Annotated in this window: 9 protein-coding genes; all 9 read left to right on the forward strand. The window is 52.6% G+C overall.

Going from position 1 to position 17,747, the window contains the following annotated elements; genetic code table 11:
• Positions 1–4: 4 nt before the first annotated feature.
• The 9 genes from HP572_RS04385 (at position 5) to HP572_RS04420 (ending at position 17,693) form a co-directional block, all read left to right on the forward strand.
• Positions 5–787 carry a capsule biosynthesis GfcC family protein gene (locus HP572_RS04385; protein WP_240584862.1) on the forward strand — a complete coding sequence of 261 codons (783 nt, stop codon included), beginning with the start codon at positions 5–7 and terminating at the stop codon, positions 785–787.
• Entirely contained in the window at positions 784–2,919 is a 2,136-nt protein-coding gene (locus HP572_RS04390; protein ID WP_240584863.1) for a YjbH domain-containing protein, read from the forward strand. The genes HP572_RS04385 and HP572_RS04390 overlap by 4 nt, the downstream gene beginning before the upstream one ends.
• Before the next feature lie 390 nt (positions 2,920–3,309).
• Positions 3,310–3,867: a chorismate mutase gene (locus HP572_RS04395; protein ID WP_240584864.1), complete on the forward strand. Its 558-nt coding sequence runs from the start codon at positions 3,310–3,312 to the stop codon at positions 3,865–3,867.
• An 18-nt stretch (positions 3,868–3,885) separates the two neighbouring features.
• Entirely contained in the window at positions 3,886–5,514 is a 1,629-nt protein-coding gene (locus HP572_RS04400) for a protease pro-enzyme activation domain-containing protein (RefSeq protein ID WP_240584865.1), read from the forward strand.
• A gap of 280 nt (positions 5,515–5,794) precedes the next feature.
• The gene (locus HP572_RS04405) at positions 5,795–7,222 is read left to right on the forward strand and encodes a glycoside hydrolase family 1 protein (RefSeq protein WP_205552390.1); all 1,428 of its coding nucleotides are present in this window, start codon (positions 5,795–5,797) and stop codon (positions 7,220–7,222) included.
• Between the two features lie 90 nt (positions 7,223–7,312).
• Positions 7,313–8,149 carry a BglG family transcription antiterminator LicT gene (gene licT, locus HP572_RS04410; RefSeq protein WP_205552389.1) on the forward strand — a complete coding sequence of 279 codons (837 nt, stop codon included), beginning with the start codon at positions 7,313–7,315 and terminating at the stop codon, positions 8,147–8,149.
• 232 nt (positions 8,150–8,381) lie between these two features.
• A complete protein-coding gene (gene adrA, locus HP572_RS04415) occupies positions 8,382–9,443 on the forward strand; it encodes a diguanylate cyclase AdrA (protein WP_240584866.1) in 1,062 nt (353 codons plus the stop codon).
• Between the two features lie 530 nt (positions 9,444–9,973).
• On the forward strand, positions 9,974–10,558 hold the full coding sequence (locus HP572_RS22920) for a DUF4347 domain-containing protein (protein ID WP_256462090.1): 585 nt from the start codon (positions 9,974–9,976) through the stop codon (positions 10,556–10,558).
• A complete protein-coding gene (locus HP572_RS04420) occupies positions 10,509–17,693 on the forward strand; it encodes an Ig-like domain-containing protein (protein ID WP_256462091.1) in 7,185 nt (2,394 codons plus the stop codon). The genes HP572_RS22920 and HP572_RS04420 overlap by 50 nt, the downstream gene beginning before the upstream one ends.
• The last annotated feature ends 54 nt before the right edge of the window (positions 17,694–17,747 follow it).

Consider the following 17,747-nt stretch of genomic DNA (forward strand, 5'->3'; position numbering starts at 1 on the left):
TGCAATGTTGGCACTCAATCGTATCGCTACCTTGTTGCTGCTGGTTTCCGGTGTTGCGACGTCTGCGCAGTTGACTGTGAAATCGCCTCAACAGACGATCGCCGTCGTCAAATTGGATGATGGCACGCGCCTTGAAAAATTTTACGAACAGGTTCCCTGGCCACAGAATATCAACTGGCAAACGGCGTTTATTTCTGATTTTGCGACGACACAGAAGGTTCGTGCGCAAAGGGATGTCTTGCTGCAAAAGCTGGCTGAACTGGAAACGCGCTGGCGTAATTCAGGTGATGGCGATCTGGCGATCTCTGCCTGGTTACTGAGAAAGACCATTAACCCGATTAATGTTGCGGGTCGTATCCGTACCGATCTGGATCCTGACCGCGTGCGTGTCTATGTAGAAAATAATCGCCCTCTGGTGGGGGAATATGCACTGTATGTGGCATCTCATGATGACAAACTGTCCCTGATCGGTCTGGTGAATACCGCCGCTGATGTGGGAGAACTGGAGACATCGGGGAAAGTGGCGCTGCGTGCCGGATGGTCGGTCGAAAATTATCTCTCTGGACGTCGACTTCTCGCGGGGGCGGATAATAGCTATGGCTATCTGATTGCTGGCAACGGCAAGTGGCGCAAAGTGCCGCTGGCGTTATGGAACCGCCAGCACGTCGAACCCGCTGCGGGCGAAACGCTCTTTATTGGTTTTAATCCCTCAGTTTTGCCACAGGATATGTCATCACTCAACGATCAGCTTGCTGACTACCTCGCTAACCGGACGCCACTCGAATGACAAAGAATAGAAACGTTAAACTAGGCTGTCTGTCGTTGGCGATTGGCAGCATCTTGAGTGCACAGGCGATGGCGGCTGAAACCGAAAGCAGCCGTACTGCGACCAACTCGAATCTGCGCTTTCAGCCCGCGGGGGTATCACAGTCTGATTTCGGTGGCACAGGTTTGCTACAGATGCCTACGGCGCGTATGGCGAAAACGGGCGAATTTAGTCTGAACTACCGTGACAACGAAGAATATCGGCGTTATTCCATATCCCTCCAGCTCTTTGACTGGCTGGAAACGACGGTACGTTATACCGATATTCGTACTCTCCCTTACAGTGACGATCCTAATTTCAGTGGTAGTCAAACCTACAAAGATAAGGCATTTGATGTCAAAGCCCGCTTGTGGCAGGAAAGCTACTGGATGCCGGATGTGTCGCTGGGGTTGCGAGATATTGCCGGTACTGGGCTGTTTGATAGCGAATATGTTGTAGCCAGTAAGCGTATGGGCCCATTTGATTTCACCCTAGGTATGGGGTGGGGCAATATGGCGGAGAGTGGGAATATTAAAAATCCTGCCTGTTCGTTGAAAGCCAGCTTCTGTAATCGGACTCAGAATACAGAAACCGGCCAGTTTGAGGTAGGCAATTTCTTCCATGGCCCTGCAGCGTTGTTTGGTGGCGTTGAGTACCAGACGCCTTGGGATCCGCTGCGCCTGAAAATTGAGTATGACGGTAACGATTATAGTCGTGAGGCTGCGGATCGCAGTAGACGTAGTGAAAAAATCAAACAGGACTCCCCCTTTAACATCGGTGCGGTCTATCGTGTCGGCGATGTGCTAGATACCACGTTATCGTGGCAGCGTGGCAATACCCTGATGTGGGGCTTTACTTTACGCACTAATTTCAACGATTTGAAGCCGAACTATTTAGACGATGCGCCACCTGTCTATGCACCAGTGCAGGATGGCAAAGGCACAAACTGGCAGCTCGTTTCGAAAGAGCTGAACGATAAGGCCGGCTTTAAGGACGCCGATATTTACGCGGACCAAAAGCAGGTCACCATTGTTGCCGAGCAGACCAAGTATCGTGATAGCGAACAGGCGACGCAGCGTGCGGCTACGGTATTAGCAAACCATGTCCCGGGCAGTATTGACGAATACCACATTGTTCAGCGCAGCCAGCGCTTACCGATTGCCAGCACGGAAGTCGATGCCAAACCTTTCCATCAGGTTAAACAGGCGGCTATTCCACTGGGGCAACCGGAACCTGTCACGCATCGCAAAGAGCCGGTATCCGACGTGCGTGGTCAGCAGGTGTTGCTCGCAGAGCCCGATCGTCTGACGTATTCATTAGACCCAACGCTGACGCAGTCTTTCGGTGGCCCTGAATCCTTCTACATGTATCAGGTCGCCCTGAAAGGCAACGTGGACTATCGCCTGAGCGATCACTGGAGCGTAGGTGGAACCGCGACGCTGAACTTGGTGAATAACTACGACAAGTTCAATTTTAAAGCGCCACCAGCAGACGGCGCTGCGCTGCCGCGTGTCAGAACCTGGGTGCGTGAATACGTTACCTCTTCGGATCTGATGTTGACCAATCTGCAATTGACCCGCAGGGATAATCCCGCGCAGGACTGGTATACCCAGGTCTACGGCGGCTATCTGGAAATGATGTACGCAGGTGTCGGATCTGAAGTGCTGTATCGTCCGTTCGGTAAAAGTTGGGCGCTGGGGATGGATGTGAACTATGTCAAACAGCGTGACTGGAACGACATCATGCGTATGGCCGATTACGATGTGGTGACAGGCCATCTGACCGCCTACTGGGAACTGCCGTTTGTTGAAGGTGCGGTAGCGAAGGTGAGCGTGGGTCGTTATCTGGCCGGGGACAAAGGGGTCACTCTCGATCTGTCTCGCCGCTTTGATAGCGGAATCATAGCGGGTGCCTTTGCGACTAAAACCAACGTCAGCGCCGCTGAATATGGTGAAGGAAGCTTTACTAAAGGCTTCTACGTCTCGATACCGTTTGATCTGCTGTTCACCGAGCCGACGGTGAAACGTGGAGCCGTTGGTTGGGTACCGTTGACGCGCGACGGTGGTCAGATGCTACAGCGTCGCAGCTCACTGTATGGTCTAACCGAACACTAATCGATCCTCCGTTCGTTTAGGGTGTTAATCAAGCCCGTCATCGCCGAGTGCCGTGACGGGCTTTTTTGTGCGTGTTTACTTTGCGGAGTAAATCCATTTGATAACCAAAGTGAACTATTTCATTTGGTTATCGTTTGTATCTTAATCATGTCGTACTGCGGATGACGCTTCTGAGTCTTTAGCCATAAATTGATGATAATTTAATAGCTTAACCACGATCGTCGTGACGAGTCGGGGCATTTTTAAGACGAAGTGTGTCCTGAGGGTAATGATTGAAATAGTTTCGTCATGGAAGATTCATATAGCGAAACCTATTATCTCCTGCCGCAATGGTGAAATAAAACATAGCCATAAATCTTCATGGTAGTGCTAACAGGAGAGTGCAACCCGATGAATTTGCCTATTTCCGCCGTTATCTCGTTAATGATGAGCTCTGTTTGGTGTGTTCCTCTCTATGCCACAGCGCAGGACAATCCTCTTGGTATCTATCAACTGATTCAGGAGCGGATGGTGTTGATGAAAGATGTCGCGGGGTACAAGGCCCGTCAACACCTGCCCGTTGAGGATCTAAAACAAGAGGAACGTATTTTGAGTAAGGCACGGGATAAATCTGCTGCCGTTGGTTTATCCCCTCAGAGTACACAGCTGTTTTTTACTTCATTAATGAATGCCAGCAAAGCGATTCAGTATCGTTACATGGCGGACTGGCTTGCGACACCGGAGAGCGACTGGACGCCGCTTTCGCTGAACGACACCATTAGACCCACGCTACTCACAATTGATGACCAGCTCCTGGTGAGTATTAAACGTTATCTTGCGAATGGCGGGCATTTTACGCCCCAGCAAGAGGCTACATTTCTTTCTTCTATTAATGTTGAGCATCTGTCACAGAACGACAAACGCCAGATTTATGCGGCATTGAGTCAAATTGAACCAGACGGCAAATAGCTGAGTGGAGAGAAGACGATGACTTACCAATTATTGAAAGGGAGTGAACGCGGAAATATCGCTGACGCCGTGTACCGCGAACGCTGCGATGTTAATGAAAATGTTAGAGTTATGCTGGTGTTGCGTTTTACGACGCCAGATGATGAGTACTACACCGAACTACACGATAGCATCGATCCGCAATTTGGCGGTATCAGCGCCAATAAACCGCTATCGAGAGCCAGCTACGCCAGAAAATTCAGCGCTGATGAGGCCGATATCGAGCATGTGCGTGCATTTGCGCGGCATTATAAGTTATCTGTCGAGCGTGAACACGCGGCCAGCCGTACCGTCTTCTTGACGGGGACGGTGGAGCAAATGGAGCAGGCGTTTCGCGTGAGCTTAGCTCGGTATGACCACAAACACGGGGCATTTCGTGGCAGAGCGGGGGGAATTTATCTGCCGGGATACCTACAGGGCGTGGTGATCGCCGTATTAGGCCTTGATGAGCGTCTTGCATCGAACTGTTACCTGCGTATGAATGACGCGTTCTCTGCTACGGCAAAGCGTCTGTCGGGCTATACGCCGCTCGAATTGGCAGAGCTATACCACTTCCCGGAGCATGACGGTGCGGGGCAGTGCATCGGCATTATTGAACTGGGGGGCGGATATCGCTTACCGCAGTTGGAGCACTATTTTAAGCGAATGGGCGTCAACCCGCCGCAGATCGTCGATGTTTGTGTCGGTGGCGCTAAGAATGCCCTTGCTTCGTCAGATGACGACAAAGAGGTGAACCCGATTGATATCGAAGTGCAGATGGATATCGAGATTGCGGGTACATTGGTACCCGCCGCTAAAGTGGTGGTGTATTTTGCGCCGAATACCGATGCCGGGTTTTTAGAGGCGATTAACGCGGCGATTCATGATGAGAAAAATGCGCCGTCGGTGATTTCGATTAGCTGGGGAGCCAGCGAGTCAGAATGGACCGCGCAAGCATTACAGGTGTACAACCAGGCCTTTCAAACCGCCGCGGCGCTAGGGATTACGGTGTGTGTGGCGTCTGGCGATCATGGCTCACAGGATGGTGAACCTCATGGTTTGCACGTCGATTTCCCGGCATCCAGCCCCTACGTTTTAGCCTGTGGCGGCACGCGCTTGCAAAAATCGATGGAAGAAACCACCTGGCATAGCCGAGACGGCAGCGCGACGGGCGGTGGCGTTAGCCAGCATTTCGCGTTGCCCGGTTGGCAGCTAGGGATGTCTCTGGTCGACAAATATGGCGGTCATCATCCCTTGCAACACCGCGGCGTGCCTGACGTCAGCGGTAATGCCGATCCCGAAACCGGCTATCTGATTGAAGTTAACGGACGGGAAGGGGTTGTTGGGGGAACCAGCGCGGTTGCCCCGCTGTGGGCAGGGTTATTGGCGCGAATGCTGGCGTTGACCCACTCGGCATCGCTGTTTATCCCTCCCTTGCTGTACCGTAATCGTAATAGCTGCAAGGATATCGTGCGGGGAAATAATGGGGCATTTGTCGCCTCTGAAGGATGGGACGCCTGCACCGGGTTGGGGTCGCCGGATGGAATGAAACTGCTAAGGCTATTGAAACGGCTTGTGAGGCTCAATGGTAATGGCGTGCACGACCGCGATGAGAAGCACGAGCGGTGAGTTTGCCTGCCTGAGAGGACTGGTGCAGGGACACACCCTGCTCAGACGAGGACATTATCGGTGATATTCATCACAGATTGCCCGACCTCGGTTTGAGTCTAGGGCGGTTAGCAGATATAACCCGATAAGAAGGACGTGATCGGGCGAAGGCCCGAGCGAAACCTGATACGACGCATGTTATTCAGACATGTTCGTATCAGGTTTTTTTTTGCCTGAATCTAGCTCGATCGCGTGCCACCCATAACATCAGTGACATTTCGTTGAGAAAAGGAGAGAAACCGTGAAATACCGTCATCTTAAACGTTTCCCTGAAGGGTTTTTATGGGGCGCGGCGACATCGGCTTATCAGGTTGAAGGGGCATGGAATGAAGACGGCAAAGGGCCGTCAGTGATTGATGCCAGAACGTCCTATCCTGAGGGCACAACGGACTTTAAAGTCGCCAGCGACCATTATCACCGTTACAAGGAGGATGTCGCGCTGTTTGCCGATATCGGCTTTAAAACCTACCGTTTTTCCATCGCCTGGAGCCGTATCATTCCCGATGGTAGCGGCGAGGTAAACCCCGCGGGCATTGCGTTTTACCACAATCTTATCGATGAATTGCTGCATTACGGTATTGTGCCGATTGTCACGATGTACCATTTCGATCTGCCGCAGGCGTTACAGGAAAAAGGCGGTTGGTATAACCGGGAAACGGTGGATGCATTTGAGCGCTTCGCCAACGTGCTGTTTGATGAATACGGCGACAAGGTGAAGTACTGGCTGACCATCAATGAACAAAACATGATGATTTTGCACGGTTCCGCGTTGGGGACACTGGATCCTACGCTGGAAAATCCGAAGCAGAATCTCTATCAGCAGAACCACAACATGCTGGTGGCGCAGGCAAAAGCGATGAATGCACTGCATGAAAAAGTGCCCGGTGCGAAAATTGGTCCGGCACCCAACATTGCACTGATTTATCCGGCCTCATCGAAGCCTGAAGATGTGATGGCGGCGTTCAACTATAACGCGATCCGCAACTGGCTGTATCTGGATATGGCGGTATACGGGCGTTACAACACCGCGGCCTGGCGCTATATGGAAGAAAAAGGCTATACGCCGGAGATTCTTCCTGGTGATATGGATATTCTGGCATCGGCCAAACCCGATTTCATCGCCTTTAACTACTACACCTCGCAAACGGTTGAAGCCAGTAAAAATGACGGACAGGATGAAACGGCGCGCGGCGGCGACCAGCATCTGAAATCAGGTGAAGAAGGCGTACATCGTGGCGCAACCAATCCGTGGTTGCAGAAAAATGCCTTTGGCTGGGAGATCGATCCGATTGGTTTCCGTAATACGCTGCGTGAGCTGCACGATCGCTACCATTTACCGCTGATCATTACGGAAAATGGGCTGGGCGCGTTTGATACGCTGGATGAAAACGGTGAGATTCACGATGATTACCGCATTGACTATCTGCAACGCCACATTGAGCAAATCCAGCTTGCGATCACTGACGGTGTGGATGTCTTCGGCTACACGCCATGGTCGGCGTTAGATCTTATTTCCACCCATCAGGGATGCTCGAAGCGCTATGGTTTTATTTACGTTAACCGTGAAGAGTTCGATCTGAAAGATCTGCGGCGTATCCGTAAAAAAAGCGCATACTGGTATGCTGATGTGATTAAAAACAATGGGCTGGATAGCTCAGAAGCTAAGTAATGAAAGAAGACGCCTCGCCGATATCTCGTTGAGGCGCTAAACGGTAGGGAAGGCCAGCGTGCCTTCCCGTCAGACAGGACGGCTGATGCGATGATCATTGAAAAAATACTGAGCAATAACGCCGTTCTGGTGCTGGCAGATGACCAACGGGAAATTGTGGCAATTGGAAAAGGTGTCGGCTTTGGCAAGAAAGTGGGTGACCCTATCGACCCGCAGCGCATTGAAAGCCAGTTCGTGAAAAAAAGCGACGGCATAGCGGATGTGCTGTCACAACTACTGGCGGATATTCCGCCTGACTGTCTGGCGGTCACGCAGCAGATCATTACGCTGGCGCAAAAAACGCTGCGGCTTGATGTGCAGGACACGCTGTTTCTGGCCTTAAGCGACCACATTAACTTTGCTATTCAACGCCATAAGAAAGGGCAGACGATCAAGAACCTGATGCTGTGGGATATTCGCCAGTTCTATCGCGGTGAGTTTGCCGTTGGGTTAGAGGCACTGGAACTGATTCGCAGCAGACTGGATATCGATTTACCGGAGGATGAAGCGGGGTTTATTGCGCTGCATTTGGCGAATGCGACCAATAACAGCGATATGCAGAGCACGATGCAAAGCGCGGGGATTATTAAAGATATTCTGACCATTCTGAAATACGATCTACACATCACGTTCGATGAACATTCTCTTAATTATCAACGTTTGATTACACATCTGAAATTTTTCGCTCTGCGTTTGTTAAATCGGGAAACGGTGAACCACGGTGATGACTCTATCTATCAGGGGATTACCGAATTGATGCCGCGGGCCTATGCCTGTGCGATGAAGGTGTATGACTATGTGGAAAAAAATTACGCCTGCCATCTCACCACTGATGAGATCATGTTTTTAACCATTCACATTAACCGATTACAGCCCTCTCCAGCTTAATAACATGGGCTATCATGATGGGGACGTCTACGGCAATAATCGGAATGGGGCGAAAGTCACGGGTAATACCAGCTACCGATAACATCCGTGCTACTCTCTCCAACCCTGACGACATCCGTTCGTTTCGTTATGTAACAAAATAAATTCAAAAATTGCTCACTGTTGCTGACATGCTTTCAGCCATAATGTTCTTTTTCCTCGCTATTTGTTAGTGAACCGCATGGGGGTCGTTATGTCAGCCTCGCCGCCGACGTTTTTGACGGTAGATGTACGTCGCTCAGGGCTACGCTTTTCCCAGCGAGTCTATATTCCACGGATTGTCGGTACGATACTGTGCGCGCTCTTTATTTCCTCGGTGCTGATTACCCGACCTATCCCGACGCTATTATGGGTGCTGCTTTTTCTTAACACCTTTATCTGGCCTCACATTGCCTACACGCTGTCCCTGCGGTCACGCGACCCGATGCAGTGCGAGAAGCGTAATTTATTGATTGATGTGGTGTTTGGTGGCATCTGGATTGGGTTTATGGGCATGAATCTTCTGCCCAGTGCCCTGATTGCGGCAATGGTAGGGATGAACTGTACGGCTGGCGGTGGCGTAAAGCTGCTTGTTCAGGGCATCGTATTACAGTGTGTTGCCTGTGTGCTGGTTCTTGTGCTATTTGCCGTACCTGTATCGCTGGATACGACACCGCTACAGCTTTATGCCTGTCTACCGATGTTGCTGGTCTACCCGATCTTTCTGGGTTATGTCACTTACACCACCGCGCTGAAACTGGCGGAACACAAACGTATGCTGATGGAAGTCAGTATTCATGACGGGATGACCAGCCTCTATAACCGTCACCACTGGGAACGTCTGCTGAAGCATGAGTATGATATTTGCCAGCGTTATAAGCGTACGGCGACGTTAGTCCTGTTTGATATCGATCATTTTAAAGACTTTAACGATAACTTTGGGCATAACGTCGGCGATCAGGCGATATTGCTGCTGGCGCGTGAACTGACATCCGGCTTTCGGGAAACAGATGTTATTGGACGATTTGGCGGAGATGAGTTTGCCGTTATTTTACCGCAGACTAGCGCGGGAGAGGCGCTGGACGCCGTGAATCGTATTCGGGAGAGTTTGTCGCTGAAGTTCCTGAACCAGACCCCGCAGCTGGCGGTGTTTGTCAGCGTCGGCATTGCGGAGATTTCACCGGAAATGGATCAATATATTGACTGGTTAAAGGCCGCCGATATGGCACTTTATCGGGCAAAAAACAAAGGCCGCCGCCGAACCGAAGTTGCCTGAATACACTAGGCCATAGTCTGATCGCTTTTATCCTGTCTGATAATGATCAATAGGCCCTTATCGCTATCGAGGTGGTGATTGGGGTTTCGTCTTCTTTATGCCTTCAGTAATACCATACCACTCTCAAACGATCCCGAACTGTCCCTGCTAATTTTTTAGAAATGAGGGGAAATAATACGCGTAATTCCTGTTTTATCTTTACATAAAACAGGTAGGGATTCATGCAGGGAAAATTTACGTTTAAGTGGAGAAATCCCGCAAAGAAACGCTATTTTTTTGATATTTATAACATATTTCTATCATTAGTCTTTGTTAAGGTTTTTGGAAGGATATTTCTTTTTAAAAGCTATTGTTAATAGATGTGTTTTTATGAAAATATGTCAGCAGGTCTTATCTTTCCAGCCTTTTCCTTTCTTATCCGATACCCTCTGTCGGCGGGAATGGAGTGAATGCGTGATGTCTGGTCACCAAAAAACATCATTTAAATTAAACATCGGGCAAGGAACAGCGCCGCTTAAAGGAGTCCCGCTATGGCATGGCGTAATTGGTTTACTCGGCATCCTCAGTCAGCAAATGCGGTCAGTAAGCAGGCGGCGACAAATCCGATGCAGGCTTCTTCACTACCGGCTTATGTTTTGGAGCCGCGTATACTTTTTGATGGTGCGATTGCTGCAACGGTGAATGACACGGCGGCAAACACATCGGAACCGACCGCCGCATCTGGCACCCATGCCTCCACGGTAGATCAAACCGCTCATGATTCCCAATCTACCGCGACGCAGGATATTGATATTGCTGCCGTGGCTGACGGATCGGTTTCCTCACGTAAGGAAGTCGCTTTTGTCGATACGTCGGTGAAGGATTACCAAACGCTGGTGGCAGGAATTAAGCCCGGCGTTGAGGTCGTACTGATCGACGGCTCGAAGGATGGTTTGCAGCAAATGGCCGACTGGGCAGCTACGCATACCGGCTATGACGCTATCCATGTCTTTTCCCACGGTTCCGAAGGCAAAGTGAATCTGGGTACGCAGGTGCTGACGGATTCATCGCTGAAAGTCGAGCGAGGTGCAGGCGCAGCTTGCGACCTTAGGCGCGGCATTAACCACCGAAGGTGATTTACTACTCTACGGTTGTGATATTGCCGGTGGCGCAAACGGGGATGTGTTCTTAGCGAATCTGGCACAGGCCACCGGAGCGGATGTCGCCGCGTCCGTGGATGCAACGGGCAGCAGCCTGATCGGTGGCGATTGGGTTTTAGAAAAAACGACGGGCGGCATTGACACCGAAGTCATGGCTATTGAGGCTTACAGCGATGCGCTGGGAACAGTAGTGTTTAATGATTACGATCCTGATTTGCAGTATAGCGAGACAACTATCACTCGTACCGTTGATGGGCACGTGATCACCTTTTCTGGTGGTGAGGGAAATGGCGGGTTGGCGGTAGATCCTAGCTATGGCGGGCCGCAAAATGGTGGTTTGTATGCGCTCGATGGAACGAAAAATGGGAGCGATACTAAGCTGACGATCACACCACCCTCTGGCTATACTTTCGATATCACGGCAATCAGAGCCGGCGCGACGACAGGCGTACTGACCTTTACTGTGACCGATAGCAACGGGGGTATTTCGTCATTCAATGTAACCGTTACTGATAGTTTTTCGACCATAACGAGTTTTCCCTCGGCAATGAATGATGTCACACAGGTCGTCATCTCTTCTGATAACTACTCTGCCTTTCAGGATATCGTCATTTCCGATATCAAACTGAATGTACCCTCCCCAGCGATAACGTCCGCCGCCTACAACGCCGGCACTAACGTGTTGACTGTAACTGGTGTCAACCTGGCAACGGGTGACACCATTGACGTCTCCAAACTGACGTTGGTGGGTGAAAACGGCAATGCGTATACGTTAACTAGCAGCAATGTCACTGCCAGCAGTAGCACTACGTTTACCATCAACCTGAACACGATTGATCAACTCAATGTTGAGGGACTGCTGAACAAAAACGGGACAACCTCTGCGGCCAGTGGGACCACCTTTAATCTGGCTGCTGCTGCGGGATGGAATACGACACAATCCTCAACGCCTGCCGATTTGACGGGCAATGGCGTCACCGTTAGCAATGTGCAAACTCCAACCATTACCTCTTCGACTTACGATAACGCGACAGGCACATTAACGGTGACGGGCACCAATCTGGTTAAGCAGAGTGGATTAAATAACGATATTGATGTCTCTAAGCTCACCTTTACTGGCCAAGGCGGTAGTACCTACACGCTCAGCGCTACCAGCAATGTTGAAATCATCAACGCGACCTCCTTTGTGGTGGTATTAAGCGCAACCGATAGAGCAGGGCTTAGCGCTATAATTAACCAGAACGGGGCGTCCTCTTCGGGTGGGACGACCTATAATCTGGCCGCCGCCGACGACTGGAACGGGCCAATTACGGGCGGAAATATTGCGGATCTGACTGGCAATGGGATTACGGTAACGGGGATAAACGCTGCGCCAGTCATTGGTAACCTGAACGGTGATGGCGTTAACTTTACCGAGGGGGCGTCACCGATTAGTTTAGACGCGGGCGGTAATGCTACGGTTACGGATGCGGATTCAGCCGATTTCAACGGCGGCAGCGTGCGGGTAGCGATCACCACTAACCGTAATAGTAGTGAAGATGTGTTAGGCATCATGAATCTGGGAACGGGCGTCGGGCAAATCGGCGTGTCTGGATCGAATGTCACCTATGGTGGCGTCGTGATTGGCACCTTTACCGGCGGCTCTGGCACGAACGATCTAGTGGTGGCCTTAAACGCCAGTGCCACTCCAGCAGCCGTTCAGGAATTAGTTCGCGCACTTTCTTATCAAAACAGCAATACAGCCGATCCTGCTATCACGACGCGTTTCGTTAGCATTACCGTGAATGATGGCGACGGCGGGAGTGCTTCTGCCATGGTGGCTGTTGGCGTGACTGGCGTGAATGATGCCCCAACGCTATCTGCCACTGGTAATAATGTGACCTATACCGAAAACGGTAGCGCCGTCGATCTCTTCAGTAACGTTTCTGTCAGCACGGTTGAAGCCGGGCAGAGCATTACTCGGTTCTCTCTTGTCGTCAGCAATGTGTCGAATGGCAGCAGTGAACAACTGCAAATCGATGGAACAACCATTGTATTGATCAACGGTAATAGCGGCACCACGGCCGCTAACGGTTTGTCTTATTCCGTTAGCGTGGCTGCGGGCACTGCCACGCTAACGTTGAGTAAAGCGGGTGGTATCAGCGCTTCAGCAGCGGCCACGGCGATCGACGGCATCACTTATCGCAATACCAGCGAAAACCCCACGGGGCCAGCTCGTACTGTGACATTGATGAGTATTTCTGATAATGGCGGGACGAGTAATGGTGGTGTAGAAACCACAACGCTGTCGATTGCTTCCACGATAACCGTGGTGGCGGTGAACGATTCACCGACTATCAGTGCGCCCACGTCGATCGCTGTAACGGAAGATCTGGCGAAGGCGATTACCGGCATCAGTTTTGCGGATATTGATGCAGATAGTAATAACGTCACGGTGACCTTATCTGTGGGCAGCGGCGTGCTCAATGCTAACGGTGTCGGCGTTGGCGTAGTGGGAAATGGCACGAGTAGCCTGACGTTGACGGGGTCTATCGCCACTATCAATGCTTATATCGCAGGCAGTAATGTGCTATTCAACCCGGCCAGCAACGCAACAGGGAATGTCACGCTGACGATCGGCATTGATGACGGTGGTAACTCGGGAAGCGGTGGGGCCAAAACCGCGTCGGGCAGCGTGACGCTTAGCATTGATGCGGTTAACGACGCGCCAGTCAATGGCGTACCTGCGGCACAGGCGGTACAACAGGATGGTTCGCTGGTATTTAATACCGCTAACGGCAACCTGATTTCCGTCAGTGACGTCGACATTGGTGGTAACACCATGCAGGTGACGTTGAATGCGTCGAATGGATTACTGACCTTGTCGACATTCTCCGGGCTGGTTTTCAGCGTGGGATCGGGTACAAGCGATAGCACGATGACCTTCCAGGGTAGTCTGACCAATATTAACAATGCATTAAATGGCCTGACGTTCACCCCAACCAGCGGCTATAACGGTAGCGCGTCGATCCAAATTGTCAGTAATGATTTAGGTAGCTCAGGCTCCGGCGGGGCACAAACGGACACCGATACCATCGCCATTACGGTGAATCCGAATAACCCCACAATTACCAGCGTCAGTGCGAGTAGCGCCGATGGGGCCTATAAAATAGGGCAAGCCATTCAGGTTACGGTAGCGTTTGATTCCAATGTCGTTGTAGATACCACTGGTGGTGTGCCAACCCTATTACTCGAAACAGGCGCGATCGATCGCGTGGCGACGTATGTGACAGGTTCTGGATCTAACACGCTGACCTTCGAATATATCGTGCAAAGTGGCGATCTGAGCGCCGATCTGAACTACGCCAGCACGTCTGCCCTGTCGCTCAATGGCGCGACGATTCAGGATAACGTCAACCGCGCGGCGGTGCTGACTCTGCCAGGGCTCAATAGCCTTAATTCACTGGCGGCACAGAAAGCCATTGTTGTTGATGGCGTGCTGCCGACGGCGACGATAGCCGTCAGCGACAACGCCCTGAAAGCGGGTGAAACAACTGAGGTCACCATCACCTTCTCCGAAGCGGTGAGCGGATTTAGCAATGCCAACCTGTCAGTGGCGGACGGCACGCTGAGTAACGTGATCAGCACCGACGGCGGCGTGACGTGGAAAGCGACCTTTACCCCGAATGCTAACGTGACCAATGCGGGCACGGCGATTGGCCTGACCTACAGCGGTGTCACCGATGCGGCGGGCAACGCGGGCGTGGGCAGCGAGACCTCCGGAAATATCAGCATCGATACGGCGCTGCCGACAGCGACGATAGCGGTGAGCGATAACGCCCTGAAAGCGGGTGAAAGTGCTGAAGTCACCATTACTTTCTCGGAAGCGGTGACGGGCTTTAGCAACGCCAACCTGTCGGTGGCGGACGGCACGCTGAGCAATGTAACCAGCACAGACGGCGGCATGACCTGGAAAGCGACCTTTACGCCAAACGTCAACGTGACCAATGCAGGCATGGCGATTGGCCTGACCTACAGCGGCGTCACCGATGCGGCGGGTAACGCGGGCGTGGGCAGCGAGACCTCCGGAAATATCAGCATCGATACGGCGCTGCCGACAGCGACGATAGCCGTCAGCGACAGCGCCCTGAAAGCGGGGGAAAGTGCTGAAGTCACCATCACCTTCTCCGAAGCGGTGAGTGGTTTTAGCAACGCCAACCTGTCGGTGGCGGACGGCACGCTGAGCAATGTAACCAGCAGCGACGGCGGTGTAACGTGGAAAGCGACCTTTACGCCTAATGCTAACGTGACCAATGCGGGCATGGCAATCGGCCTGAACTACAGCGGCGTCACCGACGCGGCGGGTAACGCGGGCGTGGGCAGCGAGACGTCCGGGAATATCAGCATCGATACGGCATTGCCGACGGCGACGATAGCGGTCAGCGACAGCGCGCTGAAGGCGGGAGAAAGTGCTGAAGTCACCATTACCTTCTCCGAAGCAGTGAGCGGGTTTAGTAACGCCAACCTGTTGGTGACAGACGGCTCGCTAAGTAACGTAATCAGCAGCGACGGCGGTGTGACGTGGAAAGCAACCTTTACCCCGAACGCGAACGTGACTAATGCGGGCACGGCGATTGGCCTGAACTACACCGGTGTCACTGATGCGGCGGGTAACGCGGGCGTGGGCAGCGAGACCTCCGGGAATATCAGCATTGATACGGCATTGCCGACGGCGACGATAGCCGTCAGCGACAGCGCCCTGAAAGCGGGGGAAAGTGCTGAGGTCACCATTACCTTCTCGGAAGCGGTGAGTGGTTTTAGCAACGCCAACCTGTCGGTGGCAGACGGCACGCTGAGCAATGTAACCAGCACAGACGGCGGCGTGACATGGAAAGCGACCTTTACCCCGAACGCCAACGTGACCAATGCGGGCATGGCGATTGGCCTGAACTACAGCGGTGTCACTGATGCGGCGGGTAACGCGGGCGTGGGTACAGAGACGTCCGGGAATATCAGTATCGATACGGCGCTGCCGACAGCGACGATAGCGGTCAGCGACAGCGCTCTGAAAGCGGGGGAAAGTGCTGAAGTCACCATTACCTTCTCTGAAGCAGTGAGTGGTTTTAGCAACGCCAACCTGTCGGTGGCGGACGGCACGCTGAGCAATGTAACCAGCACAGACGGCGGCATGACCTGGAAAGCGACCTTTACGCCAAACGCCAACGTGACCAATGCGGGCACGGCGATTGGCCTGACCTACACTGGCGTCACCGACGCCGCGGGCAACGCGGGCGTGGGCAGCGAGACCTCCGGAAATATCAGCATCGATACGGCGCTGCCGACAGCGACGATAGCCGTCAGCGACAACGCCCTGAAAGCGGGGGAAAGTGCTGAAGTCACCATTACCTTCTCGGAAGCGGTGAGTGGTTTTAGCAACGCCAACCTGTCGGTGGCGGACGGTACGCTGAGTAACGTGACTAGCACCGACGGCGGTGTAACGTGGAAAGCGACCTTTACGCCTAATGCTAACGTGACAAATGCGGGTACGGCGATCGGCCTGACCTACAGTGGGGTCACCGACGCAGCGGGCAACGCGGGCGTGGGCAGCATCACTTCCGATAGTTTTAGCATCGATACCGCTCGCCCTGTGCCGGTCAGCCTGATGCTGACTGAAACGTCAGGTTCGCAGGCACTGAGCTACACGCTGGTCTTTTCAGAAGCGGTGACGGGATTAGATGTTCGTGACTTCTCTCTGCTTAACGCCAACGGCACCACGGCGACAATTGGTGCGGTGACAGCACTGAGTCCGACAACCTATCGAATTGATTTAACCAATGTGACAGGGGCGGGTGCAGTACAGTTGGTCTTTACCGGCAATCACGGTGGGGTGACGGATCTGGCTGGCAATGACCTGAACGGTCAGGGGATCAGCGGCGACGTTCATAGCAATACAGCACCGGTTGCCAACGGCATTGGCAATCAGTCCGCTAGCCAAGGGAGTGCGTTTACCTTCACGCTACCCGCTAGCGCGTTTGTCGATAACGATGCGGGCGATAGCCTGACTTACCGTGCCTCGTTGTCTGATGGTTCGGCTCTGCCATCCTGGCTGGTGTTCAATCCTCAGACGCAGACCTTCTCAGGTACGCCTCAAAACGCTGATGTGGGATCGTTAGCGATTCGTATTACCGCAACCGATAAAAACAGCGTCTCGGTGTCCAGCGATTTTACGGTGGTCGTGAATAACGTTAATGATGCGCCAACTACCGTGGGCATTAGTAACCAGACGGTGAATGGCGATGGGACATTTAGCTTCCAGATTCCTGCTAATACCTTCTCTGATATTGATGTGGGCGATACGCTGCGCCTCAGTGCAACGCGGGCGGATGGTTCTGCGCTGCCAGCTTGGGTGAGTTTCGATCCTGCAACCGGCACCTTTAGCGGATTGCCGGGGCGCGCGAATAGCGGCGATCTGTCAATTCTGGTCACCGCAACGGATGCTGCGGGCGCGAGTGTGAGCACCACATTTGTTTTACGCGTCCTGCCTTCTACGCAACCGGATGGCGATCCCGAATTCAAAACGAATGCTGGTAGACCAGCGGTGGCGATCGTTGGTAATAACGCCGCGGTCCAAAGTCAACTTTCTCTGTTGACAATTGGAGCGGCGTCAACCAGTGGCGATGGCCTCTTGGGATCACCGTCTTCACTCTTCAATGCTGATACGGCGGAAGGCTCTACGCCGGGAACCGCCAGTGTGTTTAGCACCGCGGCACAAGGTGGTGGTGCGGCTGGCGGTTCTGCTGTTGCAGTGGCATTTGCCAACAATGGCGTAAACCGTTACGAGCCCGGTATACCACGCAGCAACGTCTCTGATTTCAACCAGTCAATGGGTGGGAAATCTACGTTGGCGGGGATGTTTGCGAACAATATCATTCCAGGTAATACCGCGCTTGAGGTGTTCAGCGGCGGCAGTTGGCAATCCGTGTCGGAGGGCAACTCGACATCCGTCATGTCGCCCGTCTCCGTCTTTGGCGCGCCCGTATTTAGCCAGCAGCTAAAAGCATTGGATGACTATGAACGTCTGCAAATCGCCTCTCTCGAAGGCGCATTGCAAAACATGAGCAAACCAGCCTGAAACGGCGGTGGCAGGGTGTGATGAATACAATAAAAAACAGGGGTAAGGAATCGA

The organism is Pectobacterium sp. PL64, from assembly GCF_022477975.1.
GTDB classification, from domain to species: domain Bacteria; phylum Pseudomonadota; class Gammaproteobacteria; order Enterobacterales; family Enterobacteriaceae; genus Pectobacterium; species Pectobacterium jejuense.

Bases quoted from the DNA above. Each gene is read 5' to 3' on its own strand.
- licT (WP_205552389.1), top strand. From the start codon at position 7,313: ATGATCATTGAAAAAATACTGAGCAATAACGCCGTTCTGGTGCTGGCA.
- adrA (WP_240584866.1), top strand. From the start codon at position 8,382: ATGTCAGCCTCGCCGCCGACGTTTTTGACGGTAGATGTACGTCGCTCA.
- HP572_RS04390 (WP_240584863.1), top strand. From the start codon at position 784: ATGACAAAGAATAGAAACGTTAAACTAGGCTGTCTGTCGTTGGCGATT.
- HP572_RS04385 (WP_240584862.1), top strand. From the start codon at position 5: ATGTTGGCACTCAATCGTATCGCTACCTTGTTGCTGCTGGTTTCCGGT.
- HP572_RS22920 (WP_256462090.1), top strand. From the start codon at position 9,974: ATGGCATGGCGTAATTGGTTTACTCGGCATCCTCAGTCAGCAAATGCG.
- HP572_RS04395 (WP_240584864.1), top strand. From the start codon at position 3,310: ATGAATTTGCCTATTTCCGCCGTTATCTCGTTAATGATGAGCTCTGTT.
- HP572_RS04400 (WP_240584865.1), top strand. From the start codon at position 3,886: ATGACTTACCAATTATTGAAAGGGAGTGAACGCGGAAATATCGCTGAC.